This window comes from Citrobacter europaeus (assembly GCF_037482245.1).
Classification (GTDB): domain Bacteria; phylum Pseudomonadota; class Gammaproteobacteria; order Enterobacterales; family Enterobacteriaceae; genus Citrobacter; species Citrobacter europaeus.
The window spans coordinates 4762370-4786579 of the sequence record NZ_CP148084.1; the positions used below are offsets into that span (position 1 = coordinate 4762370).

At 48.8% G+C, this 24210-nt stretch carries 27 protein-coding genes; 20 read left to right on the top strand and 7 right to left on the bottom strand.

Going from position 1 to position 24210, the window contains the following annotated elements:
• Positions 1-14 precede the first annotated feature (14 nt).
• Together WHR59_RS22300 and WHR59_RS22305 are read right to left on the bottom strand one after the other, a co-directional pair.
• Positions 15-800, bottom strand: coding sequence for a nucleotidyltransferase domain-containing protein (locus WHR59_RS22300; protein ID WP_087050430.1), 786 nt, complete (start codon positions 798-800; stop codon positions 15-17).
• A 5-nt stretch (positions 801-805) separates the two neighbouring features.
• The gene (locus WHR59_RS22305) at positions 806-1933 is read right to left on the bottom strand and encodes a slipin family protein (protein ID WP_087050429.1); all 1128 of its coding nucleotides are present in this window, start codon (positions 1931-1933) and stop codon (positions 806-808) included.
• A 451-nt stretch (positions 1934-2384) separates the two neighbouring features.
• On the opposite strand from WHR59_RS22305, the gene rtcR reads away from it, so the two are divergent.
• The 7 genes from rtcR (at position 2385) to WHR59_RS22340 (ending at position 9684) form a co-directional block, all read left to right on the top strand.
• A complete protein-coding gene (gene rtcR, locus WHR59_RS22310) occupies positions 2385-3965 on the top strand; it encodes an RNA repair transcriptional activator RtcR (protein ID WP_087052819.1) in 1581 nt (526 codons plus the stop codon).
• Between the two features lie 110 nt (positions 3966-4075).
• On the top strand, positions 4076-5014 hold the full coding sequence (gene panS / locus WHR59_RS22315; RefSeq protein WP_043018056.1) for a ketopantoate/pantoate/pantothenate transporter PanS: 939 nt from the start codon (positions 4076-4078) through the stop codon (positions 5012-5014).
• A gap of 243 nt (positions 5015-5257) precedes the next feature.
• Entirely contained in the window at positions 5258-6844 is a 1587-nt protein-coding gene (locus tag WHR59_RS22320) for a PTS sugar transporter (RefSeq protein ID WP_075145364.1), read from the top strand.
• A gap of 27 nt (positions 6845-6871) precedes the next feature.
• A complete protein-coding gene (locus WHR59_RS22325) occupies positions 6872-7711 on the top strand; it encodes a histidine biosynthesis protein (RefSeq protein ID WP_032942081.1) in 840 nt (279 codons plus the stop codon).
• Positions 7712-7729: 18 nt separating this feature from the next.
• Positions 7730-8593, top strand: coding sequence for a Cof-type HAD-IIB family hydrolase (locus WHR59_RS22330; protein ID WP_338843467.1), 864 nt, complete (start codon positions 7730-7732; stop codon positions 8591-8593).
• Positions 8580-9338, top strand: coding sequence for a DeoR/GlpR family DNA-binding transcription regulator (locus WHR59_RS22335; RefSeq protein ID WP_032942078.1), 759 nt, complete (start codon positions 8580-8582; stop codon positions 9336-9338). Before WHR59_RS22330 ends, WHR59_RS22335 begins: the two co-directional genes overlap by 14 nt.
• Before the next feature lie 73 nt (positions 9339-9411).
• A complete protein-coding gene (locus WHR59_RS22340; RefSeq protein ID WP_003826541.1) occupies positions 9412-9684 on the top strand; it encodes a DUF3811 domain-containing protein in 273 nt (90 codons plus the stop codon).
• On the opposite strand, the gene rluF is transcribed toward WHR59_RS22340, so the two are convergent.
• Positions 9681-10556, bottom strand: a complete 876-nt coding sequence (gene rluF / locus WHR59_RS22345; RefSeq protein WP_008786901.1) for a 23S rRNA pseudouridine(2604) synthase RluF — start codon at positions 10554-10556, stop codon at positions 9681-9683. The two genes, WHR59_RS22340 and rluF, sit on opposite strands and share 4 nt — an antisense overlap.
• Before the next feature lie 475 nt (positions 10557-11031).
• On the opposite strand from rluF, the gene WHR59_RS22350 reads away from it, so the two are divergent.
• The 8 genes from WHR59_RS22350 to WHR59_RS22385 all read left to right on the top strand — a co-directional run bounded on the left by WHR59_RS22350 (position 11032) and on the right by WHR59_RS22385 (position 17572).
• The gene (locus WHR59_RS22350) at positions 11032-11979 is read left to right on the top strand and encodes a sugar-binding transcriptional regulator (protein ID WP_087050431.1); all 948 of its coding nucleotides are present in this window, start codon (positions 11032-11034) and stop codon (positions 11977-11979) included.
• Between the two features lie 70 nt (positions 11980-12049).
• Positions 12050-12856, top strand: a complete 807-nt coding sequence (locus WHR59_RS22355; protein WP_043018051.1) for an SDR family oxidoreductase — start codon at positions 12050-12052, stop codon at positions 12854-12856.
• A 9-nt stretch (positions 12857-12865) separates the two neighbouring features.
• The gene (locus WHR59_RS22360; RefSeq protein ID WP_338843468.1) at positions 12866-13273 is read left to right on the top strand and encodes a mannose/fructose/sorbose PTS transporter subunit IIA; all 408 of its coding nucleotides are present in this window, start codon (positions 12866-12868) and stop codon (positions 13271-13273) included.
• A complete protein-coding gene (locus WHR59_RS22365) occupies positions 13273-13767 on the top strand; it encodes a mannose/fructose/sorbose PTS transporter subunit IIB (protein WP_047407276.1) in 495 nt (164 codons plus the stop codon). Before WHR59_RS22360 ends, WHR59_RS22365 begins: the two co-directional genes overlap by 1 nt.
• Positions 13768-13832: 65 nt before the next feature.
• The gene (locus tag WHR59_RS22370; protein ID WP_047407279.1) at positions 13833-14630 is read left to right on the top strand and encodes a PTS mannose/fructose/sorbose transporter subunit IIC; all 798 of its coding nucleotides are present in this window, start codon (positions 13833-13835) and stop codon (positions 14628-14630) included.
• Between the two features lie 11 nt (positions 14631-14641).
• Entirely contained in the window at positions 14642-15466 is an 825-nt protein-coding gene (locus WHR59_RS22375; protein WP_338843469.1) for a PTS system mannose/fructose/sorbose family transporter subunit IID, read from the top strand.
• A gap of 68 nt (positions 15467-15534) precedes the next feature.
• Positions 15535-16758, top strand: coding sequence for an L-sorbose 1-phosphate reductase (sorE, locus tag WHR59_RS22380; protein WP_338843470.1), 1224 nt, complete (start codon positions 15535-15537; stop codon positions 16756-16758).
• Between the two features lies 1 nt (position 16759).
• A complete protein-coding gene (locus WHR59_RS22385) occupies positions 16760-17572 on the top strand; it encodes a shikimate 5-dehydrogenase (RefSeq protein WP_080625869.1) in 813 nt (270 codons plus the stop codon).
• A 47-nt stretch (positions 17573-17619) separates the two neighbouring features.
• Here WHR59_RS22385 and WHR59_RS22390 read toward each other — a convergent pair whose 3' ends face one another.
• On the bottom strand, positions 17620-17913 hold the full coding sequence (locus WHR59_RS22390; RefSeq protein ID WP_338843471.1) for a type II toxin-antitoxin system CcdA family antitoxin: 294 nt from the start codon (positions 17911-17913) through the stop codon (positions 17620-17622).
• A 95-nt stretch (positions 17914-18008) separates the two neighbouring features.
• On the bottom strand, positions 18009-18374 hold the full coding sequence (locus tag WHR59_RS22395; protein ID WP_338843472.1) for a hypothetical protein: 366 nt from the start codon (positions 18372-18374) through the stop codon (positions 18009-18011).
• A gap of 141 nt (positions 18375-18515) precedes the next feature.
• On the opposite strand from WHR59_RS22395, the gene WHR59_RS22400 reads away from it, so the two are divergent.
• Both WHR59_RS22400 and WHR59_RS22405 read left to right on the top strand, forming a co-directional pair.
• Positions 18516-18677 carry a phage protein gene (locus WHR59_RS22400; protein WP_003841416.1) on the top strand — a complete coding sequence of 54 codons (162 nt, stop codon included), beginning with the start codon at positions 18516-18518 and terminating at the stop codon, positions 18675-18677.
• A 221-nt stretch (positions 18678-18898) separates the two neighbouring features.
• Positions 18899-19474, top strand: a complete 576-nt coding sequence (locus WHR59_RS22405; RefSeq protein WP_127913527.1) for a hypothetical protein — start codon at positions 18899-18901, stop codon at positions 19472-19474.
• Between the two features lie 373 nt (positions 19475-19847).
• Here WHR59_RS22405 and WHR59_RS22410 read toward each other — a convergent pair whose 3' ends face one another.
• Both WHR59_RS22410 and WHR59_RS22415 read right to left on the bottom strand, forming a co-directional pair.
• Complete coding sequence (locus WHR59_RS22410; protein WP_338843473.1) at positions 19848-20588, bottom strand: hypothetical protein; 741 nt, start codon at positions 20586-20588, stop codon at positions 19848-19850.
• Between the two features lie 82 nt (positions 20589-20670).
• On the bottom strand, positions 20671-22194 hold the full coding sequence (locus WHR59_RS22415) for an SIR2 family protein (protein WP_094917355.1): 1524 nt from the start codon (positions 22192-22194) through the stop codon (positions 20671-20673).
• A 601-nt stretch (positions 22195-22795) separates the two neighbouring features.
• On the opposite strand from WHR59_RS22415, the gene WHR59_RS22420 reads away from it, so the two are divergent.
• The 3 genes from WHR59_RS22420 (at position 22796) to pepE (ending at position 24183) form a co-directional block, all read left to right on the top strand.
• The gene (locus WHR59_RS22420; RefSeq protein ID WP_220772038.1) at positions 22796-23113 is read left to right on the top strand and encodes a type II toxin-antitoxin system RelE/ParE family toxin; all 318 of its coding nucleotides are present in this window, start codon (positions 22796-22798) and stop codon (positions 23111-23113) included.
• The gene (locus tag WHR59_RS22425; RefSeq protein WP_032942057.1) at positions 23106-23384 is read left to right on the top strand and encodes an addiction module antidote protein; all 279 of its coding nucleotides are present in this window, start codon (positions 23106-23108) and stop codon (positions 23382-23384) included. Before WHR59_RS22420 ends, WHR59_RS22425 begins: the two co-directional genes overlap by 8 nt.
• Before the next feature lie 109 nt (positions 23385-23493).
• A complete protein-coding gene (gene pepE, locus WHR59_RS22430; protein ID WP_003841421.1) occupies positions 23494-24183 on the top strand; it encodes a dipeptidase PepE in 690 nt (229 codons plus the stop codon).
• Positions 24184-24210: the final 27 nt, after the last annotated feature.

The window sequence follows — 24210 nt, forward strand, 5'->3', positions numbered from 1 at the left end:
ACCATCGGGCGTTTTCACCGCATCACCGTTTCATATAACAATCTGTCCAGTTCTCTGACATCACCCTCCCGGCTATCCGGTAACGTCGGCGGAATCTCTCCTCTTTTCAGTTCGGCGCGGATAAACGCATGCAACAGTGGGCGGCGCGGACCATACTCCGCTTCTCTCGCGCACTGCTTGCGTTCCAGCAGTTCATCAATTTCCTGACGCAACGGTGCATCCAGCTCACTTCCCGCCAGCAGGTCGGCAAAACGCATCGGTGGTACACCTTTCCCCGCTTCGACCCACCGCACAGCCAGCAGCGGGCGCAGAACATAGAAGTATTTTTTCAGCCGTACGTCGTCACCCTGCAGATAGCCACGGAAGTTTTTCCGCGCCATCGAATAGTAGTGCCAACGAGCACGTAGTGGAGAAAACCATTTAGGCACCAACGCTTTCAGCGCTGACACGGTCACTTCATCCTGCTGATAGACCACTGGAGAATCCAGCCACTCGATAAGCGTAGGGTTTGCGCCTTTCAGTAACCCCAGCGCCTTGCGCCATTCCCAGCCGCAGACGTCCAGCTCATCATCTATCGGCAACTCGATAACATCTCGTGGCGCCTCGACCCGCAGATACCACTCGGGCGGATGAACATAGATAAATCGCACGTCATAGTCGCTGTCCGGCGAGGCAAATCCCCAGCCGCGGCTGCCGGATTCACAGGCATACAGCACCCTGACGCCATAGCGCTGCTCTACCTCTTTTAGCTGGCGCAATACCCTTTCGCGCATCGCGCCGTCCACTGTGTTGTAGCTCATTATTCTTATCCTTTTATGTTCACAAGGCCGTGCAGTACCTGGTCGAGGCCACCAAACACCGAGATTTTATCGATACGTTCAGCAACTCTTTCGAGGGTTTCCAGCTCTTTTAAGCGCAGCGCCACCGGGTTGTTTTCCATTACTTTCGCAGTATTCAACAGCGATCGCGTCGCGGCAGTCTCTTCACGACGGCGGATAACGTTGGCCTGAGCGGATTTCTCAGCTTCAACTAGTTGGGACAAAATAGCTTTCATATCTCCCGGCAGGACAATATCTTTCACGCCGAGCGAAGCCACCTCAATACCAAACGGCGTCATTCGGGCTTTCACCTGTGCGCTCACCACCTCATCGATCACCTGCTTATCTTCCAGCAGTTCGTCCAGCGTGCGCGTTCCCACCGCTTCACGCAGCGCAAACTGTAACTCGCGGTAAAGGTGGTCCAGCGGTTTGGTCAGTTGACCAAAAGCCTGCAACACATCGCTATAACGCCAGTTTGCGGCCAGATTTAATCGCAGATTGACCTTATCTTTGGTCAGGATCTCTTGCCCGCCGACCTCCAGCACCTGTAAACGGGTATCAACAACTTCAGCTTCAATCAGATGGTTTATCTTCCAGTATGCGGTCAAACCCGGCGGTAACAGCGCCTGGGTTTCGCCATCAATTTTCAGCACACCAACGTGCCACGCAGGAACTTGCACCGTTAAGATGGCTTCACGACCTTTCACCGTACCGTTACGTCGTGACTGTAATACCGCATTCATCACCTCAACCGGTACCAAAACCTGACGAGTATCCATGCGCACCAGCGTCAGCGCTTCCTCTGCACGCCAGTACAGACGGCGCGTGGCAGGTGGGCAGATCTCCTGTAAAACACCGTTGACATACAACGCTCCGGCTTCGGTATCCGTCGTATCAACAACCAGGCAGTAACGCTCTACCCATGCAGGCTGGAAGCGACGCAAATACTCCGCCAGCGCTTGCGGTACCTCGCTACCATCCCTATTAACGATCAGCACTTCAGGGGCGTTAAACCACGGCAAACGGTGCTGCCCAGACTCCAGCGTCTGATAGTAATCGCCCTCGCGGGATAAAAGACCTAACTGCCCTTTTTGTATCGTGATTTTCTTAGCCATTTTATTATTCCTTTATGTTGTTCAGGTGCGGGTGCAGGGGCGAAGCGGCAGGGGAATTCCCTTTTGCCTGTCGCACGGCATCTTTACCGGCAGCCTGTTCTGGAGCGTGCTAACTGCGCATCGCTCCGTTTTATTTCTATGATTAACAACCAGTTTTCATTCGGAGGATGAAATTGGGAATCGAACCCACTGTGTGTCATCGGCTGACGGAACACTTCTGGAAAACAGCCTGTACCGTTCCTGACGTGCCGGCGAGGTTTAACCCCCTGCGTTTTCAGCGTGATTGACGTAAGAGTTATTGCCAGAAGCGTGCCAAAAAGAAAAATACGTGAATTAAATTTTTAACTCATTGATTAACAATCATTTTATTTTACGCACTTAGATTAAAGATTGCCGTGGCGAAGATATTTTCTTATCTTTTTATATCGACATTTATCTTTTTGGATAAACCATGAAAAAGCGGCGGGTTGTAATTGGCGTACTGGGTACGGTGCTGGACAAGCGCGGTAAACGCGCTAATCGATTTAAAAAGTGGCGACCCACGGTTGGATTGTGCCAACAGCCTGATCTCCCTGTCGACAGACTGGAACTGCTGCACCAGCCACGCGATGAGAGCATGGCGCAAAGGTTGATTGAAGACGTCGCGCTGCTCTCACCTGACACCGAAGTACGCCCACATGCCGTGACTATTAACGACCCCTGGGATTTTGAAGAGGTCTACGCCGCTTTCCTCGACTTCGCCACCCACTACTGCTTTGATACGGATAATGAAGAGTATCTGGTGCACATCACCACCGGGACGCACGTCGCGCAGATCTGCTGGTTTCTGCTGACGGAAGCCCGCTACCTGCCCGCCAGCCTGCTACAAACCAGCCCGGCACCAGCCGGTTCATCGGACGAAGCCGTCGCCGCTGGCGTCTGCTCGGTTATCGATCTCGATTTAAGCCGCTATGCCACGCTCACCAGTCGTTTTCAGCGCGAACAGCAGCAGTCTGTCTCCTTTCTGAAGGACGGGATTGATACGCGCAACGCCACCTTCAATAAACTGATCGATCGCATTGAGCGTGTAGCATTACGTTCGACCGACCCGATCCTGCTCACCGGCCCCACCGGTGCGGGTAAATCCTTCCTGGCGAAACGTATTTTTCAGCTACGCCAGTCGAGGCATCTGGTGGCAGGGAAACTGGTCGCCGTCAACTGCGCAACCCTGCGTGGCGACAATGCGATGTCTACGTTGTTCGGTCACGTGAAAGGGGCGTTTACCGGCGCACTCACGGCGCGCAGCGGACTGCTGCGTGAAGCGGATGGCGGCGTGCTGTTCCTTGATGAGATAGCCGAGTTAGGGCTGGACGAGCAGGCCATGCTGCTAAAAGCGATAGAGGAAAAAACCTTTTTCCCGTTTGGATCGGACAAAGAAGTACACAGCGATTTTCAACTGATAGCCGGAACCCATCGCGACATGCAGCAATGGGTCGCTGAAGGCCGTTTTCGCGAAGATCTCTATGCACGTATCAATATGTGGAGCTTCGCCCTGCCCGGTCTGGCGCAGCGGCGGGAAGATATCGCCCCGAACATCGAGTATGAGCTACACCGTTTTTCCAGCCGTAAACAGATGCAGATCCGTTTCGACAAAGAGGCTCGCGTTTGTTATCTGGCATTTGCCTGTTCCCCACAGGCGCAGTGGCGCGGCAATTTTCGCGAGCTAAGTTCATCCATCGCGCGAATGGCGACACTTGCCGAACAGGGGCGCATCACCTTATCCCTTGTCGAAGAAGAAATTGCGCTGTTAAAGGAGAGTTGGCAGATTGTCGCTTCGCAACCTGAACTGAACATGGACATAGACCTGTTCGATCGCCGCCAGTTAGAAACGGTGTTGGAAGTGTGCCGCCGCAGCGCGTCGCTGTCGGAGGCGGGGCGCGAACTGTTTGCCGTCTCACGGCAGAAGAAAGCCAATCCTAACGATGCAGACCGCCTGCGCAAATATCTCGCCCGCTTCGGACTGAGCTGGGAAAACGTTCGCAGCGGAACATAAACATAATTTGTTTGAATAATATTTCATCACGCGATAAACAATAACTATAGCCGGGCTCGAACCCGGCTTTTTATAACAACACAACACATTTCAATCGCAAGGAATATAACATGCTCGCTACTCTCACGCGGCTGTTCCCGTTATGGGCGCTGCTGCTCTCTGTGATTGCGTATTACACGCCCACCACCTTTACGCCTGTCGGGCCATTCGTGCCGTCGTTACTGATGCTGATCATGTTCGGCATGGGCGTTCACCTGAAGGTGGACGACTTTAAACGCGTACTCTCACGTCCAGCACCCGTCGCGGCGGGTATTTTCCTGCACTATCTGGTGATGCCGCTCGCCGCATGGATTTTAGCGCTGGCATTTAACATGCCGCCGGAATTATCCGCAGGGATGGTGCTGGTCGGTAGCGTCGCCAGCGGAACGGCATCAAACGTCATGATCTATCTGGCAAAAGGCGATGTGGCGCTCTCTGTGACTATTTCATCGGTTTCAACGCTGGTCGGCGTTGTCGCCACACCACTGCTGACACGGCTGTATGTCGATGCGCATATCCAGGTCGATGTGATGGGTATGTTGCTGAGTATCCTGCAGATCGTGGTCATTCCGATTGCGTTGGGGTTGGTCATTCACCACCTGTTCCCACGCGTCGTAAAAGCCGTGGAACCCTATCTGCCCGCATTTTCTATGGTGTGCATTCTGGCAATCATCAGCGCCGTCGTGGCGGGTTCTGCCTCGCACATTGCGTCGGTCGGCTTTGTGGTGATTATCGCCGTAATCCTGCATAACACCATTGGCCTGCTCGGCGGCTACTGGGGCGGAAAACTGTTTGGTTTCGACGAGTCAACCTGCCGGACGTTGGCTATCGAAGTGGGCATGCAGAATTCGGGACTTGCCGCTGCGCTGGGCAAGATCTACTTTGGCCCGCTTGCCGCCCTGCCCGGCGCGTTGTTCTCCGTCTGGCATAACCTTTCCGGTTCGCTGCTGGCAGGCTACTGGTCCGGCAAGCCGATTGAAGAGAAACCACACGCAGTAAAACAACACTAATCTTCATAAATGGAGGAGGCATCCTCCATTTCTCCCTACCTGCATTTGAACCCCATCACAAAACAACAAACATCAACACAAAACAAAATAATTATTTAATTGTTATATTTCAATCAAATATACAAATAAACCTGTTTCAAACCCCAGTTAAATCATTTTGTGCATGTTGATTTGGTTTGTTTTAATTGGGAATATGATTCCACTACAACACAGATAAACCCTTACCCTATCTTCGAGGCCGCTATGAAAAAAATTGCGATTATTGGAAGCAGTGGAGGCAACCTCTACAACCTGGGTGGTGCCGAACCAGAAAAGCTACTCCAGGAAATTTACCAGCAGTGCGAAGCCGCAGGTGTGGAAGTTGCCGCTGTGCAGTTCATTGCGGCAGAGGCCTCAATGGACGCTGCCAAACCTCACACACCAGCGTCTGTATTTGCACTAACCACAGAAAACCAACAAAAACCACAAAGGATATTTAAGGGCAAACTTTCAGAAGTGAACGACTCGGTAGTTGAGAGCGATTTCAGGATTGCTGAGATGATCCGTAACGGTGAGATCGACGGGATCATCGTGATGAGCGCCGATCCGGTGAAGGCCAACCAGGCAGTCTTTGCCGCCGCTGTTGAGATGAAAACACCGATTGTTGGCACCGGCGGAACCTCAATGGCGCTAGTGGCGGCAAAAGGGGCAAATGTCGTCGCAACCTCGGGCACGACGGGAACCACCAGCCGAACCCGCGCAGTCTCCTTCATCGCATCACTGTGTAAGCACTGGGGCGTTAAATATAAACCACAGTTGGGCAGCGCTTCTCCTTCACAGGGCGGTTCTGGAAAAAGCCTGCTTAAGCGCTTCAATATTCGCAGCATTATGATCCCTGCGCTGCCGGGCTTTATCGCCATGGCAATCGTGCTCGCACTCAGTCACATTCCGGGCCTGGAAAAACTCAACGATATCTTTGAAATTCTACTGAAGGGCCTGCCGGTTTTAGTTGCGGTTCTCGCAGCAAAACAGATTTCGGAACTGGATGAAGTCTCAATTGTTGCTGGGGTGGTCGCCGGAGTACTTTCCGTAGAAGGCGGTCTGATTGGAGGGATCATCGGTGGTTTGATGGCCGGGATTTTCGTTCGTTGGCTGTTTGAATTATGCCTGAATTGGCGCTTTCCGATGACCACCGTCAACATTGTAGCGGGTGGGATCTCGGGCCTGGCCGCTGGGTTAATCATGCACTATCTGCTGAGTCCGCTGGCGCTGTCAGCAGGTAATTACATCAAACTGGCTATCGAAAGCACGCTGGCCTTCAGCCCTATTCTTGCCGGCCTGCTGGCTGGGTTGGTTATCTGGCCAGCTATTCTGGGGGGAGTCTATCACGCAGTCATTCTGCCGCTGGTGCTTCTGGAAATGGAAAAATCCGGCGTCAGCTTCCTCGGTGCTGTCGATATGGTGGGCCTGGTGATGGTTGCTGCAGGTATCAACCTGGCTAACGTCATCGCACCACGAGAAAAAAGCGAAGCAGCCGTCGCGACGCCCGGCCTGCTTATCAACCTCGGCTTTGGGACCTTCGTTGAATCGGCCTATCCGTTCATGTTTGCCAACAAAATTGTCTTTGGTTCAGCGATCGTTTGGGCCGGTCTGGGCGGCATGATGCTGGGTTTCTTTAACGTCAAAGGCGTGGCTTATGTCCCTGCATTTGCCTCTCCGTTCTTATCCAGCAATGCGCTGCAAATGGCGATTGTGATGGTTACCGTCATGGGCCTGACCTGTATTTCCACCATTATTGCCAACCGTTTTAAGGCTGTCGCACAGAAAGAATCTACCGCGTCAGCCCATTAATTAATGCACCAACACCAGAGGTACACCATGTTTAAAGGCGATATGAATAAAAAACGCGCTAAAGCGTTACAGAAAGTGAAAGATGCCATCACGCTGCACGGCGGGCAAACCATCCTCAGCACAGGGATAACTGGCGACGATGCGCGTCTGGCAAAAGCAGTATGTGAGGCGGGCGTTAAGCTGCTCGAACCGAACCATCCCGCACTGGCATTAGCGCGTGGGCATAAGGGGGTGAGCAACATGCACGCGGCGGAACAAATCCGCCACGAAATTACTAACAGCCAGATGGCCGAAGCAGTACATGGCGTACGTAATGTGGTCCCTGACGATATCTTCATTACCGTCGGTATCGCAGGTGGCTTTACCGAAACGTTACCAGTCCCGCTCACGGAAACAGAGATACTGGAGATTGCCCGTGCTGGTGCCGATGGCTTACACACCCATAAATCCGACTGGGACGATCTACAGGACATCGTTAATCTCGCCCATCAGTATGGCCTGACCGTTGATGCTTATATTGGTCACCCGGATGACCTGCATACCTTCGGTATTCCTGCGCGCACTCCGGAAGAGGTCGCCAGCGTAGCAAAACGGATGCAGGAAATTGGCGTCGACATGATTGGTTTAATGACCGGTATGAGCTACGAAGGCGTAGCCGCAGGTGATATTCCGCAAGCCATTAAAGATCGCCTGTGGGCACTGGTCGGCGCGGTAAGCGTGCCGACGCTGGCGGAAGGCGGAATTAACCTCGCCAATGCCAAAGCGTTTAAGGATACCGGGGTCAATATTCTGGTCGTCGGTACGGCAATCGACAATATGGTCTGCAACGCCGCCAAAGAGGCTGTCACACCGTTTATTGCGCATTGATATTAAGGGAAAAGAAGCATGTTACTGGTCACCGATCTGGATGGAACACTACTGACTTCGCAAAAGACAATCAGTCCACGCACACGTCAGGCACTCATTGATTTCCACCAGCGCGGTGGCCTGCTGGCCGCTTGTTCTGCCAGACCGGTCTCCTCTATGATGCGCCTGCTACAGCAGCAGCAGGTTGATGCACTGTTTGGTTGGTGCGCAGGCTTCAACGGAGGTCAGATTCTCGAGATGGCGCAGCAGCGCAATATCCATACTGCAGCGCTCTCTTGTATGAATCTTCGGGATATTGACCGACATATTGCGCTTTCCCTCTGTCCTCATCACTTTTTTAGCGCCGATGCTATTTATCATCGTTGCGACCAACAGGTAGCGCAATGGACAACTTATGAAGCCCGTTTATTTGAATTACCACTTATTTCGGCAGCACCTGGAAATATTTTAAACCGGCATGATATTTATAAAATCACACTCGTTACTGAGCAGTTAAAAATAAATACACTGTTTGCAGAAGTGAATAATAAATTACCTTATGGCTATACAGCGACTATCACTGGGGAGAATTACATTGATATCCAACGTAGCGAAATAAATAAAGGTTATGCTATTAGCATGTTAATGCGCCAGTTAAATATAACAGCAGAAAAGGTTGCGGCGATTGGCGACCAGCAAAACGATATCAGTATGTTTTCCGCCGCCGGCATTGGTATTGCAATGGGGAATGCGCCAGAGGCAGTAAAACAACAAGCCAGCTATGTGACGGCCTCTAATGATGATGAGGGTATTGTCTGTGCGTTGGAGTGGTTGCGTTGCTCTGCACATCCAGTTACCATGCGCCAAAGCACGACGTTGGCGGAAAATAATGAACCCGATTAAAAGAAGAAAACATATCCTCGATGAATTAAATAAATTCGGTGAAGTGACGGTTATCAAATTATCGGAAACGCTAAAAGTCACATCAGAGACCATTCGCCGCGATCTCTCCATCCTGGAGTCTGAAGGGCAAATTACCAAGATTCACGGTGGAGCCGTCAAGAAGCAGGTTGTTCAGGAAGATGAATTTGGCGCGCGGATTGATATACACCGCGAAGAAAAAATGGCAATTGGTAAACTTGCCGCCGGGATGGTCAGCGAGCACGACACTCTATTCATTGATTCCTGCACAACCAATCTTATTCTGGCCGAACAATTACCTCCTCTGGCCTATTCCGTTATTACTAATTCAGCCTTGATTGCCGATAAAATCAAAGAACATAATCTCAAAGCGCGCGTTTATGTATTAGGTGGTGAATATGACTACCATTTCCGCGCCAACCTCGGCGTCTCCGTTTGTCAGCAAATAAACACTATTCACGCAGATATCTGCTTCATCGGCGCGGGTGGTATTTCACCTCAACATGGTGTGCTGGTGAAAAGCTTCGATGAAGCCTATGTTGCCAAATCAATGATTGCTATGAGTAAAAAGTCGGTAATTCTTGCCGACCATACAAAATTTGGCCAGGACGGTGTGATGTGTATCGCCACATTAAAAGAGATCGATAACATCATCACAGACAAGCGATTCAGAACAACGGGCTATACACAGCAGGACTTTGCCGGAAAATTACGTATTGCTGAATAATACAATACATGACGCTATCAGCAGGTTCTGGATTACCGTACACTGAGGATATCGGCTAACAGAGGGCACCCATATGGCACTCCCCCGCATTACCCAAAAAGAGATGACCGAACGCGAACAGCGTGAACTGAAAACGCTGCTCGACCGCGCGCGCATTGCGCATGGTCGCCTGCTGACCAACGCAGAAACCAACAGCATCAAGAAAGAGTACATCGATAAACTGATGGCCTTGCGCGAAGCGGAAGCGAAAAAAGCCCGCCAGTTGAAGAAAAAGCAGGCTTATAAACCGGATGCGGAAGCATCGTTTTCCTGGTCAGCAAATACGCCAACGCGCGGCAGACGTTAACGCCCTTTCTTCTTACGCCCCGGCGAGGTAAAACGCTTACCGTTTGCCGCCGGGCGCGATTTCTCTTTCTCCGCCGATTTTTCGATTTTCACTACCGGGCGCTTAATGCCTGCGGTTTTGGGCTTCGCTTTCGCCTTCGGTTTGGCTTCTGAGGACGAGTTCTCAATCAGCTTGAACAGATCGATCAGTTCGTCATCCGTCAGGTCGCGCCATTCACCCAGCGGCAGACCGGACAAACCAACGTTCATGATACGCGTACGCTCAAGTTTGGTAACTTCATAGCCAAAGTGTTCGCACATACGACGGATCTGACGGTTCAGCCCCTGAATCAGCGTAATGCGAAACACAAACGGCGCTTCTTTCTTCACCTTACATTTTTTGGTGACGGTGCCGAGGATTGGCACACCGGCCCCCATCCCACGGATAAAATCATCAGTGACCGGCTTATCTACCGTCACCAGATACTCTTTTTCGTGATCGTTACCGGCACGCAGGATTTTATTCACCAGGTCGCCGTGGTTGGTCAGAAAGATAAGTCCCTGAGAATCTTTGTCCAGACGACCGATTGGGAACACGCGCTTGCTGTGATTGACGAAATCAACAATGTTGTCGCGCTCGCTGTCTTCGGTGGTGCTGACAATCCCTACCGGCTTATTCAGCGCGATAAAAACCAGATCTTCCGCTTCACGCGGCTCAATCAACCGACCATTTACTTTTACGACGTCGCCAGGCATCACCTGATCGCCAATGGTGGCGCGTTTGCCATTCAGGAAGACATTCCCTTGTTCGATAAAGCGATCCGCCTCGCGACGCGAGCAGATTCCGCTTTCACTGATGTATTTGTTTAATCGGATAGATGAGTCGGGCAGCATAGTTTCTCCTGTATACACTTCATCCTTCAAGCTGTCTCTGCGTTGGCTGCCCTCACTCACCCAGGTCGCATAGCAATCTATGCTCCCAGGGATTCGCTACCTTGCCGCCTAGGTACAACTTGAATGACTTTGTGTATTAAAAGCGAAATATACCCTACCTTGTGGGCGATAAAAAATAATCGTGTTCGAATGCCCGAGCGCTATTTGTGATCCGCCCCGCCTTTTGACACAAAAGTGTCAGTGATCCATATCTGCAATTTTGTTGAATGAAAACAAGCAGAATCAATACATTAGAGCAACAAGCACATATGTGCCAAAGACGCGCAATCACCACATCAAATGTGCAGCACAATCGGTCAGTTATTGACGCTGAAATAAGTGAAAATAGCTTTGAGATGTGAAACAGATGGGGTTATATCAGATCAAGAAGGCAATTTCGTGATTTGCACAAATGTGCAGGAGTCCCAAAATGGCGATGGAAAACAGCGATGATATCCGCCTGATCGTAAAAATCGCGCAGCTTTATTACGAGCAGGATATGACACAAGCGCAAATCGCCCGCGAGCTGGGGATTTACCGCACCACGATCAGTCGGTTACTAAAACGTGGCCGCGAGCAGGGTATCGTCACCATCGCCATTAATTACGACTACAACGAAAATCTGTGGCTGGAACAGCAGCTAAAACAAAAATTTGGCCTGAAAGAAGCGGTCGTAGTCTCCTGCGACAGCGAACAGGAAGATGAACAACTTAATATGATGGGCGTGCATGGCGCACAGTTACTGGAACGCTTACTGGAGCCCGGCGACATTATTGGTTTTTCATGGGGTCGCGCGGTACGGGGATTGGTTGAAGGATTATCCCCGGCCAACCAGTCACGCCAGCTTATCTGTGTGCCGATTATCGGCGGACCGTCCGGCAAACTTGAAAGCCGCTACCACGTCAATACGCTGACCTACGGCGCCGCGGCAAAGCTCAAGGGGGAATCGCACCTGGCCGATTTCCCGGCGCTGTTGGAAAACTCGCTGATCCGTAACGGTATTATGCAGTCCCGGCACTTTAAATCGATTTCCGCCTACTGGGATAATCTGGACGTCGCGCTGGTCGGAATTGGGTCTCCGGCAATACGCGATGGTGCCAACTGGCACGCTTTTTACGGCAGTGAAGAGAGTGATGACCTGCATGCCCGCCATGTGGCCGGAGACATTTGCTCGCGCTTTTACGATATCAACGGTGTAACCGTAGAGACCAGGATGAGTGAAAAGACGCTCTCCATCGAAACCAATAAATTAAAACAGGCGCGTTACTCCATTGGCATTGCAATGGGTGAAGAAAAATACACTGGAATATTAGGCGCATTACGTGGGAATTATATTAACTGTTTAGTCACCAACAGCCATACCGCTGAATTATTGTTGAAGTAAATATATTTGAATTGATCCTGCCATAATTAATTTTATGTGGGATCCCCTTATCTGAAATTGGGAGTTTATTATGCAAACGTGGTTAAATCTGCAAGACAAAGTCATTATTGTTACCGGTGGTGCATCCGGAATTGGTCTGGCCATTGTCGAGGAGTTATTAGCGCAAGGCGCAAATGTGCAAATGGCAGATATTCATAGTGGCGAAGGTAAATATGAAAACCATAGCGGATATCATTTCTGGCCAACGGATATTTCCAGCGCTAAAGAGGTTAATCATACTGTTACTGAAATTATCCAACGCTACGGACGTATTGATGGACTGGTAAATAATGCTGGCGTTAACTTCCCGCGGCTACTGGTCGATGAAAAAGCACCCGCCGGGCAATACGAACTGAACGAAGCTGCTTTTGAAAAAATGGTTAATATCAACCAGAAAGGTGTGTTCTTAATGTCGCAAGCGGCGGCACGCCAAATGGTAAAACAGCATAACGGCGTGATTGTGAATGTCTCTTCAGAAAGCGGACTGGAAGGCTCAGAGGGCCAAAGCTGCTATGCCGCCACTAAAGCCGCGTTGAATAGCTTTACCCGTTCCTGGTCGAAAGAGTTGGGCAAACACGGCATTCGAGTGGTTGGCATTGCACCTGGCATTCTGGAAAAAACCGGTTTGCGCACCCCCGAATATGAAGAAGCGCTGGCCTGGACCCGCAACATCACCGTCGAACAGCTGCGTGAGGGTTATACCAGGAACGCGATCCCGATTGGTCGCTCAGGACGTTTAAGCGAAGTCGCTGATTTTGTTTGTTATCTCCTCTCAGAGCGCGCCAGTTATATCACCGGAGTAACCACTAACATTGCGGGCGGAAAAACGCGCGGCTAAGGAGGTTTTATGGTCAATGCAATCTTCTGCGCTCACGGCAATCTGGCCTGCGCCATGCTGGAATCGGTACAGATGGTCTACGGCGATGCCAACGTCGAAGCCGTGGCATTTGTTCCTGGGGAGAATGCCAGCAACATCGTGGAAAAACTGAAAAAGTTAGTAAGCGCTCACACTGGAGATGAATGGCTGATTGCCGTCGATCTGCAGTGCGGCAGTCCCTGGAATGCTGCCGCTACGCTGGCAATGCAAAATCCCGCTATTCGGGTTATTAGCGGGTTGTCGCTGCCATTGGCGCTGGAACTGGTAGACAACCAAAGCAGTATGAATGTGGATGAACTGTGTGAACACCTGACGACCATTGCTCAACAAACCTGTGTCGTCTGGCAACATCTGGAAACGACCGAAGAGGATTTCTGATGAACATTACCCTTGCTCGTATCGATGACCGCTTGATTCACGGTCAGGTCACCACCGTCTGGTCGAAGGTGGCGAATGCCCAACGAATTATTATCTGCAATGACGACGTTTATAACGATGAAGTACGGCGCACATTATTACGTCAGGCTGCCCCGCCAGGAATGAAGGTTAACGTCGTTAATCTCGAAAAAGCGGTCGCTGTTTACCATAACCCGCAATATCAGAGCGAAACCGTTTTTTATCTGTTTACCTGCCCGCAGGATGCTTTAGCAATGGTAAAACAAGGGGTAAAAATCGCCACGTTAAATATTGGCGGCATGGCCTGGCGACCGGGTAAAAAACAATTAACCAAAGCGGTCTCTTTAGATGATGACGATATCAAAGCTTTTCGTGAGTTAGATAAATTGGGGGTTACGCTGGATTTACGCGTCGTCGCATCGGATCCATCAGTTAATATCCTTGAAAAAATAAAAGAACAATCGCTCGCTGAATAAATAAAAATGCCTGTGTATTTATGCTTTAACAGGCAGGGATGATCACATTCACAAGGTGACATATTATGGAAATAAGTACCCTACAAATTATCGCCATATTTATATTTTCCTGTATTGCCGGAATGGGCAGCGTGTTGGATGAGTTCCAGACCCACCGTCCGCTTATTGCTTGTACCGTTATCGGCCTGATCCTCGGTGATTTAAAAACCGGGATTATGCTCGGCGGCACGCTGGAGTTAATTGCTCTGGGTTGGATGAACGTCGGCGCAGCGCAGTCTCCCGATTCAGCGCTCGCCAGTATTATCTCCGCCATTCTGGTTATCGTCGGTCAGCAAAGCATTGCTACCGGTATCGCCATCGCCCTGCCCGTCGCGGCGGCAGGTCAGGTACTGACGGTATTCGCCCGTACCATCACCGTGGTGTTCCAGCACGCGGCGGATAAAGCAGCCGAAGACGCCCGCTTTCGCACCATCGACATGCTGCACGTTTCCGCTCTCGGCGTACAGGCGCTGCGCGTTGCCATTCCTGCATTAATCGTCTCGCTGTTTGTCAGCGCGGATATGGTCAGCAGCATGCTCAACGCCATTCCCGAATTCGTCACCCGCGGATTGCAGATTGCCGGCGGCTTTATCGTGGTGGTCGGTTACGCCATGGTGCTGCGCATGATGGGCGTGAAGTACCTGATGCCCTTCTTCTTCCTCGGATTTATTGCCGGAGGGTATCTCGATTTGAGTCTGCTGGCTTTCGGTGGCGTGGGCGTGATCATCGCGCTGGTCTACATCCAGTTAAACCCACAGTGGCGTAAAGCCGAACCGCAGGCGCAACCCGCCTCTTCCCAAGCTCTCGACCAGCTTGATGACTAATGGAGCCAGCCATGGAACAGAAAAAACTGACCAAATCCGACCTGTTTAGCATGTTTGTTCGCTCCAACCTGCAACAGGCATCATTCAACTTTGAACGTATTCATGGGCTGGGCTTTTGCTACGACATGATCCCTGCCATCAAGCGCCTGTATCCACTGAAAGAGGACCAGGTTGCGGCACTCAAACGGCACCTGGTGTTCTTCAATACCACACCTGCCGTTTGCGGCCCGGTAATTGGCGTGACCGCCGCGATGGAAGAAGCTCGCGCCAACGGCGCGGAAATTGACGATGGTGCAATCAATGGCATCAAAGTTGGGCTGATGGGTCCGCTGGCCGGCGTCGGCGATCCGCTGGTATGGGGAACGCTGCGCCCGATTACCGCCGCGCTCGGCGCATCGCTGGCACTGTCCGGTAACATTCTCGGCCCGCTATTGTTCTTCTTTATTTTCAATGCAGTACGTCTGGCAATGAAGTGGTACGGCTTACAGCTTGGCTTTCGTAAAGGGGTCAACATCGTTAGCGACATGGGCGGCAACCTGCTGCAAAAGTTGACCGAAGGCGCATCAATTCTTGGCCTGTTTGTCATGGGGGTGCTGGTCACCAAATGGACCAGCATCAACGTACCACTGGTGGTATCGCAAACGCCTGGCACAGACGGTACCACCGTCACCATGACCGTGCAGAACATTCTCAACCAACTCTGCCCCGGCCTGCTGGCGCTGGGTCTGACGCTGCTGATGGTGCGGCTACTCAACAAGAAAATTAATCCGGTGTGGCTGATCTTCGCCTTGTTTGCGCTGGGGATTATCGGTAACGCGCTGGGCTTCCTGTCCTGATTTTTCCGCCCCGGCGATGCTGGGGCTACTTCAACAAATTGTCCTCGAAAGAGGAAGAGGTGGTAACAATGCAAACAACAACAGCTTTACGCCTTTATGGTAAACGCGATCTGCGCCTGGAAACCTTCGATCTTCCTGAAATTCAGGATGATGAAATTCTTGCTTCCGTCGTAACCGACAGCCTTTGCCTTTCTTCCTGGAAAGAGGCTAATCAGGGTGAGAACCACAAAAAGGTGCCAGATGATGTGGCCACCAACCCGATCATTATCGGCCACGAGTTCTGCGGCGATATTATTGCCGTGGGGAAAAAATGGCAGCACAAGTTTCAGCCCGGCCAACGCTATGTCATTCAGGCTAACCTGCAACTGCCGGATCGCCCGGACTGTCCCGGCTACTCCTTCCCATGGGTGGGCGGTGAAGCCACGCACGTCATCATTCCTGATGAAGTCATGGAGCAGGACTGCTTGTTGGCTTACGAAGGCGAAACCTATTTTGAAGGTTCATTGGTTGAGCCACTGTCCTGCGTGATTGGCGCATTCAACGCCAACTATCACCTGCAGGAAGGCACTTATAACCATAAGATGGGCATTCGTCCGCAGGGGCGTACGTTAATCCTCGGAGGCACTGGGCCAATGGGACTACTGGCGATCGACTACGCGCTGCATGGTCCGGTTAACCCGGCGCTGCTGGTAGTGACCGACACCAATAACGACAAGTTGAGCTACGCCCGCAAGCACTATCCGTCAGAGCCACAAACGTTGATCCACTACCTTCACGCCCAGGATGCAGCTTATGACACATTGATGGCATTGAGCGGCGGCCATGGGTTTGACGACATCTTTGTATTTGTACCCAACGAAGAGCTGGTCACGCTGGCCTCTTCCCTGCTGGCTGCCGATGGCTGCATGAACTTCTTTGCGGGTCCGCAGGATAAGCAGTTTAGCGCGCCGATTAACTTCTACGACGTGCACTACGCCTTTACCCATTATGTTGGGACATCTGGCGGCAATACCGACGATATGCGCACGGCGGTAAAACTGATCGAAGAGAAGAAGGTTCAGGCCGCAAAAGTGGTGACGCACATTCTGGGGCTGAATGCGGCTGGTGAGACAACGCTGGAACTGCCAAAAGTCGGTGGCGGGAAAAAACTGGTCTACACCGGCAAAGCCTTTCCGTTAACCGCGCTCACCCAGATTGATGATCCAGCCCTGCGTGACATCCTGGAGCGCCATCAGGGGATTTGGTCGCAGGAAGCCGAACAGTACATATTGTCTCACGCCGAGGAAATTTAACATGATTAACCGCGACACCCAGTTGTGCATGTCGCTTGCCGGCCGCCCCGGCAACTTCGGCACACGTTTTCACAACTATCTGTATGAAAAGTTGGGGTTAAATTTTATCTACAAAGCCTTTACCACGCAGGATATTGAGGCCGCGGTGAAAGGCGTTCGCGCGCTAGGCATCCGCGGCTGCGCGGTATCGATGCCGTTTAAAGAGAGCTGCATGCCGTTTCTGGATGCCATCGATCCTTCCGCAAAAGTCATTGACTCCGTCAACACCATCGTCAATGACAACGGTAAGCTGACAGGATTTAACACCGACTATATTGCGGTAAAAAGCCTGATTGCCAGCCACCAGCTTGATACCCACGCACGCGTCATGATCCGCGGCAGCGGTGGAATGGGTAAAGCGGTTATCGCCGCGTTTCGCGATGCCGGTTTTCGCGATGTGATCGTCGCCGCCCGCAATCGTGAGAGCGGCCCGGCGCTGGCAAAACAGTACGGTTTCCAGTGGCAGCCTCAGCCGGAAGGGATTACCTGCGATATTCTGGTCAACGTGACGCCCGTCGGCATGGCTGGCGGTAAAGAGAGCGATGAACTGGCCTACAGCGAAGCAATGGTCGCTGCCGCCAGCGTGGTGTTTGACGTCGTCGCCCTGCCGCCGGAAACACCGGTAATCAAACTGGCACAGCAATTAGGTAAAAAGACCATCAGCGGTGCAGAGGTGATTGCCTTACAGGCCGTGGAGCAGTTCGCCATGTACACCGGCGTACGCCCGGATGACGCGCTAATCGCCGAAGCGGCAGAATTTGCGCGGGCGGGGTAAAAAAGCAGGAACAGAGCGCCAGGGATGGGCGCTCTAATAGCCATTAATCAGAATGTCCTTTGAAAATCACTGAACGAACCGTTTTCTTCCACCCATTGATTTAATGCGTCTATCGATTTTTTATTATCCAGCAACCATTCTTCGCGTTTGTTCTCGCGAAATTTTTCGATTAGGGCTTCGGTTAAAACCGCTGACAGATTGATTTTAAGCTTGCGCGCCTCTTCCAGGATCTCTGGAGTCAGAGAGACATTGACTGATTTTTTTACCTTAAACACTGTGCGCATGATAACCCCCATAGCAGTACGCATGACACACCTAAGGTGTGCGTAATAAGCGAGCATTTCCTGTTCCCGGCCAGCAAATCATCATGTCACACTAAGATGGTTGCACAGGTCTGTCACGCCCCGAAGAAGAAGTCTGCGAGGCGTTTTCCAGATTAGTTGAGGGGATCGCGAGCAAACAGCTGCTGGTCAGCTTGCACTTCCAACTGCGCCAACGCGGGAATCAACTGGCTGATGTTTACCAGACTGTGTCCTAACTGGCATATGCTCTCATACGCAAAATGTTCCTGACCTTCACCCGCCATGGTCAGCAGGCTTTCGCCCATAAAATTCAGCGTCTGGTACAACCCTGCCAGCGCCTCTTCACAGCCAAACGATAGCGCCAGATTTTCTTCGGTAGTGAGATGGCTACAATCAAGATGGCGGAACGCCTCGGCGAGTGGAAAATAAAGCAGATCGGCCTGTGAAATTAGAGAAGAAGACGCAAAACAGGCGTTAGTGGTACTATTAGCATCAGCCATAGCATTACCTCGTATAATGTTCTGGTAAGACGCCCTGATCGTGTTCCCGCACTTTCGGGGCGTTGTCATTTTTGGTGTGTGAGAGTAATGTGTCATCACACATACTCACACTACTCTTGTGTAATTAAGGTGTCAACACACATGAACGAAAGAAGAGGCAATCCCCCGTTTCAATTCCGTCTGGATCCGGAACTGCGCAAAGCGATGGAAGAAGCACAACGGCAGGATGGCGATGAATCGTTGGCAGCCTGGATTAAACGAGTGATTAGAAAAGAGCTGAAACAGAAAGGGATCGAAGTGTAAGAGGCAGTACTTTATATCGCTTTTCTGAAGGTCTGTTTAGAGCGAGAAGCGGAAGTTGGCATTCTGGCGTATCCAATGGTGGGAAAAATTGGTCACAACTATCATTAGTGCAATTTCGATTACTGGTATTTTTTGACCAAAAGGCAATTTTTTGCTTGTCCGAATAGTATTGATAGGTAATCTATTGATACACTAGGTTTTTATGTAACTGGTAGCTAAAAATGTCTGATGGTCAAAACAGTAACAACGATAGAACAGAAGTCGTCAAAGCATCTTTAAGCGCTGGCAGCACGCTCTTAGTCGCGATAATCGCAGCCATTGGCGGAATAATTGGTTCATACTTCACTGGTTCAAAGCTTGTAGAAAGTACGAGTGTGCCAGCATTGATAAATGCCAGAACAATTTGTATCAACGCGGTTAATGAAGATGAGCAAAAATTTCGCGAAAGAGCATCTAGCTTATTGGCTGCCGTAGCTGCGTTTGATGCGGATAAATCTCTCTTATATCAACCTAATCATAATCAACTTTATCAACCAGCCAAATCAGCTATTACGCAGGCAATGTCCATCAGTACATATTCTTCAGAACGTCTTTCAGGGCTTGCGATAAACATTGCGACATCTATAAAAACACTTGCAATTGCTGATATGAATTATGGTGCATCAGGTGAAGCTTATAAGGTGCTGTCATCCTCTATGGGGGAATGGCCTGAAGCATATAGTGAATTTATGAAAACATTCGATATCAAACGAGCTTCTTGTAATTTTGATGAGTCAATCCATAAATCAGAAAAATGATACTCATCAGACTCTATCCTATTTATATCCGTCATACTTCAATCGGCTTATGCGCTGGCCGTACTTATTCACCCCAGTCATTTACCTGAGTAAGTTCCTGGGGATTCTCGAATTTGACACCTTTAAGCGACTCGAATTATTTTGGTTTATTTGTTTCTTAGTGCAAAGAACAGTTGTCAATGCCCGTTCCTAACACTCAGCAGGTGCTCGAAGCATAATAGGAACAAAAGGCAATAACTAACTTATTGTTTTTATTTATTTTTTCTATAGAAAAGCGAAGAGGTACCCCCAAAGATACCCCCATATGTTCACTTCTAGAGATTTTTTGAATGTTTTTTATGCAGTGAACTTTATATTACTAGCAAAAAAAACGCTAGCAATTTCGTCTAACATCTTTGTTAATAGCCTTTTCAGGCCACCATGTTGGATTGATACCTAAGGCTAGTTCGCTTTGGCAATGTTGTTGAAGATCTTGCCAGAACGATACTATTGCTGAACTGAACTCGTCAAAATCGGATTCTGTTATTTGTAGATTCTCATAGCTAGTTAACGCTTCTCCAAATAATTGCTGGTAATACTTTGGATACCGTTGCAACAGGGTCTCATGACCCACCCCATCTCCATGTTTATATACATTTACAACAAGGCGGCAAGCATCTAGTTGATGAAAATATGGTTTATTTTTCACATCGAAACCTATCCACTCCATCAATTCTATAATTCGCTCAAAACTAGTACGCCAGACAATATCTTTTATAGCTTTTAACTTATTCCAATGACGAAATTCTCGAAGAATTAAATCACGTAACTGTTTATCGAACTGGTGGTACATTCCAGCATTCATAGCTAGAGTGACAGTATTTTTCATATCCATCAATGCATGCATATGTGTTATACCTATTTGTGTCGCATTTTCGCAAGCCTCTGCTGGATCATCTCTTTCAGGGTCAAAGTTTTTAGCCGTACGTTCGAGATATCTTTCCTCTTCCAGGTCACATTCAGCACTAAGATCTGAAAATTGTGATAGAAGTCTAGATTTAGCTTGCCCTACGTAAAAATTATGCGGATTAAGGACAACTCGAAGATCGAAGCAATCAAATGAAAAAATATTCATACCACCCTCAAAATTTTGTAAGTATAAATTATATCATTGTAATAAAATCATTATCTCGAAACTTAAAGGATTTAATTAATCATTACAAAAACATCTCGTCAGGATATCGCTTATAATCGTATAAACTAACTAGTCTTTTATAGTCTGAAGGTAGAATTTCAAGTGCCACCCCCTCTCGCAGATAATCGGCCACATTATCTAAATTAATATTATCCACGTAAATGTTGTAGAAAAGAATGCGCACAGTTTTATAAGTTTTAAATCCTAAAGCAAGTATTTCATCAACTGTATCGCAATCAATTTTCTCTGAAGGATCTATTGAGTCAAAATAAGTATTTAAGTTCCTTTCTTGGTTCTCTTTTAGATTTTCAATACCTTGAATTTCGTTACAAATGGTAGAAAAACCACGAGCGGTAAAGTACTGATTACGCGAAACTTTTATTTTATTCAACAACAATATTAGAGCATCATTTCTTGAATCCATTATATCAAAGTAATTCATAACCATTTCTGAAGCTGATTGGTAATGATATGTAATTTTCTGAACTGAACCAACTGCCATAACTAATTCATCATTAGATAAACTATCCAAATCACCTACAATTTTTACTTTTACAGAACCTCCTTCTTTAATTTTTCTCATTACACTTTCAACTTTCCTAATATCCATAGATGAAACAGGAAGTTTAAGTCCTACCAATTCTTCAAAAACACCACTGAAGTTATCAGTTTTTATTTTATTAATTTTTATATTGCCGATATTTTCAATAACTACGTCATGTTCTAAAACTTCTAGAGAGTCACTACCTTCTTCACGTTCTATCAAAAGGAAATTCTTCCTGACTTTATCTGCCAAATCAGAATCCTTTGAAATGTACGAGAAAATAGTTTTTAATATATCTCTAATATTTTCATCGCTAATACTATAACCGATGAAAATAATTGGGTTGTGAATGAATAATGAAATTAATTGAGCCCTAATTAAATGATTGCTAACGCGAAATCTTTCATAATCCGATTCAGAGATTACAATTGACTCTGGATGAGATACACAACCATGTATTTTATAAACAGACCCGTAAGGATTACTTAATAAAATATCGTTACCAATAATAGGTTTAAAGCCAATTAGAGTCTCAATGAATCTATCATAATTTGTTGTGATAATGGACCCTATGTTTCTACTAGCCTTAGCAAATAACTCCATTTCTGTTGCATAACTTTCATTATTGTTTGTTTCATGGAGATCAACAAGCTCAGATATAAATATTTTTATTCGGCTAGCCGAGTAGTTTCCAGAAGCAGCATATTCATAGTATCGGTCATTTATGGATTTAAATTTCCCGTTCCTATCTGACTCTAATAATCTATTAAATTCAATTTCTATTTCACTTGCCACCTTTGGAAGATCAACCTCTCCCAATGAATTTGCATTCCTACCAGCCGAATCAAAATAGAAGTCATAGCTGCCTTTCATTTCATAAACAATTTTTTTTAACAGTTCAGGCCATGAGTACGTACCAGTTAAATATCGGCGACTGAAACCTGCACCAACAAACACAACTGGATGATTTACGTATGATCCCATGAACTCACTAAGTTTCATCTATCGTTCTCCTAAGAACAATTTCTATAATTGATTTAACACAAAGCAACATTTTCAAGCGCATACAATTCTACTAACTAGCCTTCTACATCAGCTAATCACATTTTGATGCTTAAGACGCAACTTTTTACGATAAAAGTTGTGCATTAGGTCTTAAACTTTTATCCGCATTAGTCTCAGTTACACTGCATAAATCAGTTCATCTGGCTTATCGATTAGTAGTAAAAGAGCCAATCTTGCTCTAACTTCAGTAATGATAACTGTTTGAAGCAACTGTAACTTAGGGTAGGTACACTCAAGAATCCCCGATGGCGCTGGTAGGGAGCTACAACTTTTGACAACTCACTTCCATCACCAACTAGCTGGCTGACAGGCTGACGTCGCGTTGATTGGTATATGATAATGTCCGCATTTGGCACAAAGCAGCCCCTCTCCCCCGTTATCGTTTCTCGTATCAACCGCAGCGTCCTGATAAACTACGTATTATTGCGAGACACTTTCCTGTTTCCTCCAGCAAGCATTTCCCCTTACTCCCCATTTTTTTACTCTCTAGTCTCAACTTGTCAATTCATAATGTAGTTTATAAAATACATGGAACGTCATCATGGAAATTCTTCAGACAATGGTTTTCCAGCGTTGGGAGCACAACCTACGGGACAGGAGAGCTAAAACGCTCATTGCTACACGCCTTTTTCGTTTAGCGAATGGTTTAGCTGGTGATGTTAAACCTGTTGGAGAAGGCGTCAGCGAAATGCGCATTTCATACGGTCCTGGTTACAGGATTTACTTTAAACAGCAAGGCTGCCGCATCATCATTTTGTTATGTGGGGGCGATAAAAGCTCACAAGCCAACGATATTACTCTTGCAAAAATGCTCGCCCGTACACTGGATTCACAGGAGATCTTCTGCCATGAATAAACTTACTCACTACGATCCCGCGACTGCGCTGGTTGATGATGAAGAAATTGCCGTGTTTATGGCCGATGCCCTCGAAACAGGCGATGCAGCATACATTGCAAAAGCACTGGGCGTGGTGGCTCGTGCTAAGGGAATGGCGAACATCGCAGCAGAAACGGGATTATCCCGCGAGCAGCTTTATCGCTCTTTTAGTGAGAAAGGTAACCCGACGCTGAAAACCACACTTGCAGTGATGAAGGTGCTCGGTATTGAATTGACACTTAAAAAATAGCCCTGGCTTCTGTCTCCCCTTCCAACATCGTGAGCCATATCAGTGAGGCGTTATACTGACGGTGGTAACATGACTGCGGTTGGTAATTTTCTGATTACATGGAGAAATGATGGAACTGCTTTTATTGAGTAACTCGACGCTGCCGGGCAAAGGTTGGATGGAACATGCGCTGCCGCTGATTGCTGAACAACTGAATGGTCGCCGTACGGCGGTGTTTATTCCGTTCGCTGGCGTGACGCAAACCTGGGATGAGTACACGGCGAAAACGGCAGCCATCTTTGCGCCAATGGGCGTCAACGTTACGGGTATTCATACCGTTGCCGATCCGATTGCCGCTATTGAAAATGCAGAGCTGGTGATTGTCGGCGGGGGTAATACCTTCCAGTTACTGAAAGAAAGCCGCGAACGCGGACTGCTGGCGCCGATTGTGGATGTCGTCAAACGCGGTGCGCTGTATATCGGCTGGAGCGCGGGTTCCAACCTTGCCTGCCAGACCATCCGCACCACCAACGACATGCCGATTGTCGATCCAAAAGGCTTTGATGCCCTGGGTCTGTTCCCGCTGCAGATTAACCCACATTTCACCAACGCGCTGCCGGAAGGCCACAAAGGCGAAACGCGTGAACAGCGTATTCGCGAGCTGCTGGTTGTGGCGCCAGAGCTGACGGTAATTGGCTTGCCGGAAGGTAACTGGATTAAGGTGAGTAACGGTAAGTCCGTGCTCGGCGGCCCGAACACCACGTATATCTTTAAAGCGGGTGAAGAGGCGGTTGCCGTTGAAGCAGGCCACTGTTTTTAGTTGATTTGTTGTCTGATGCCGGATGGC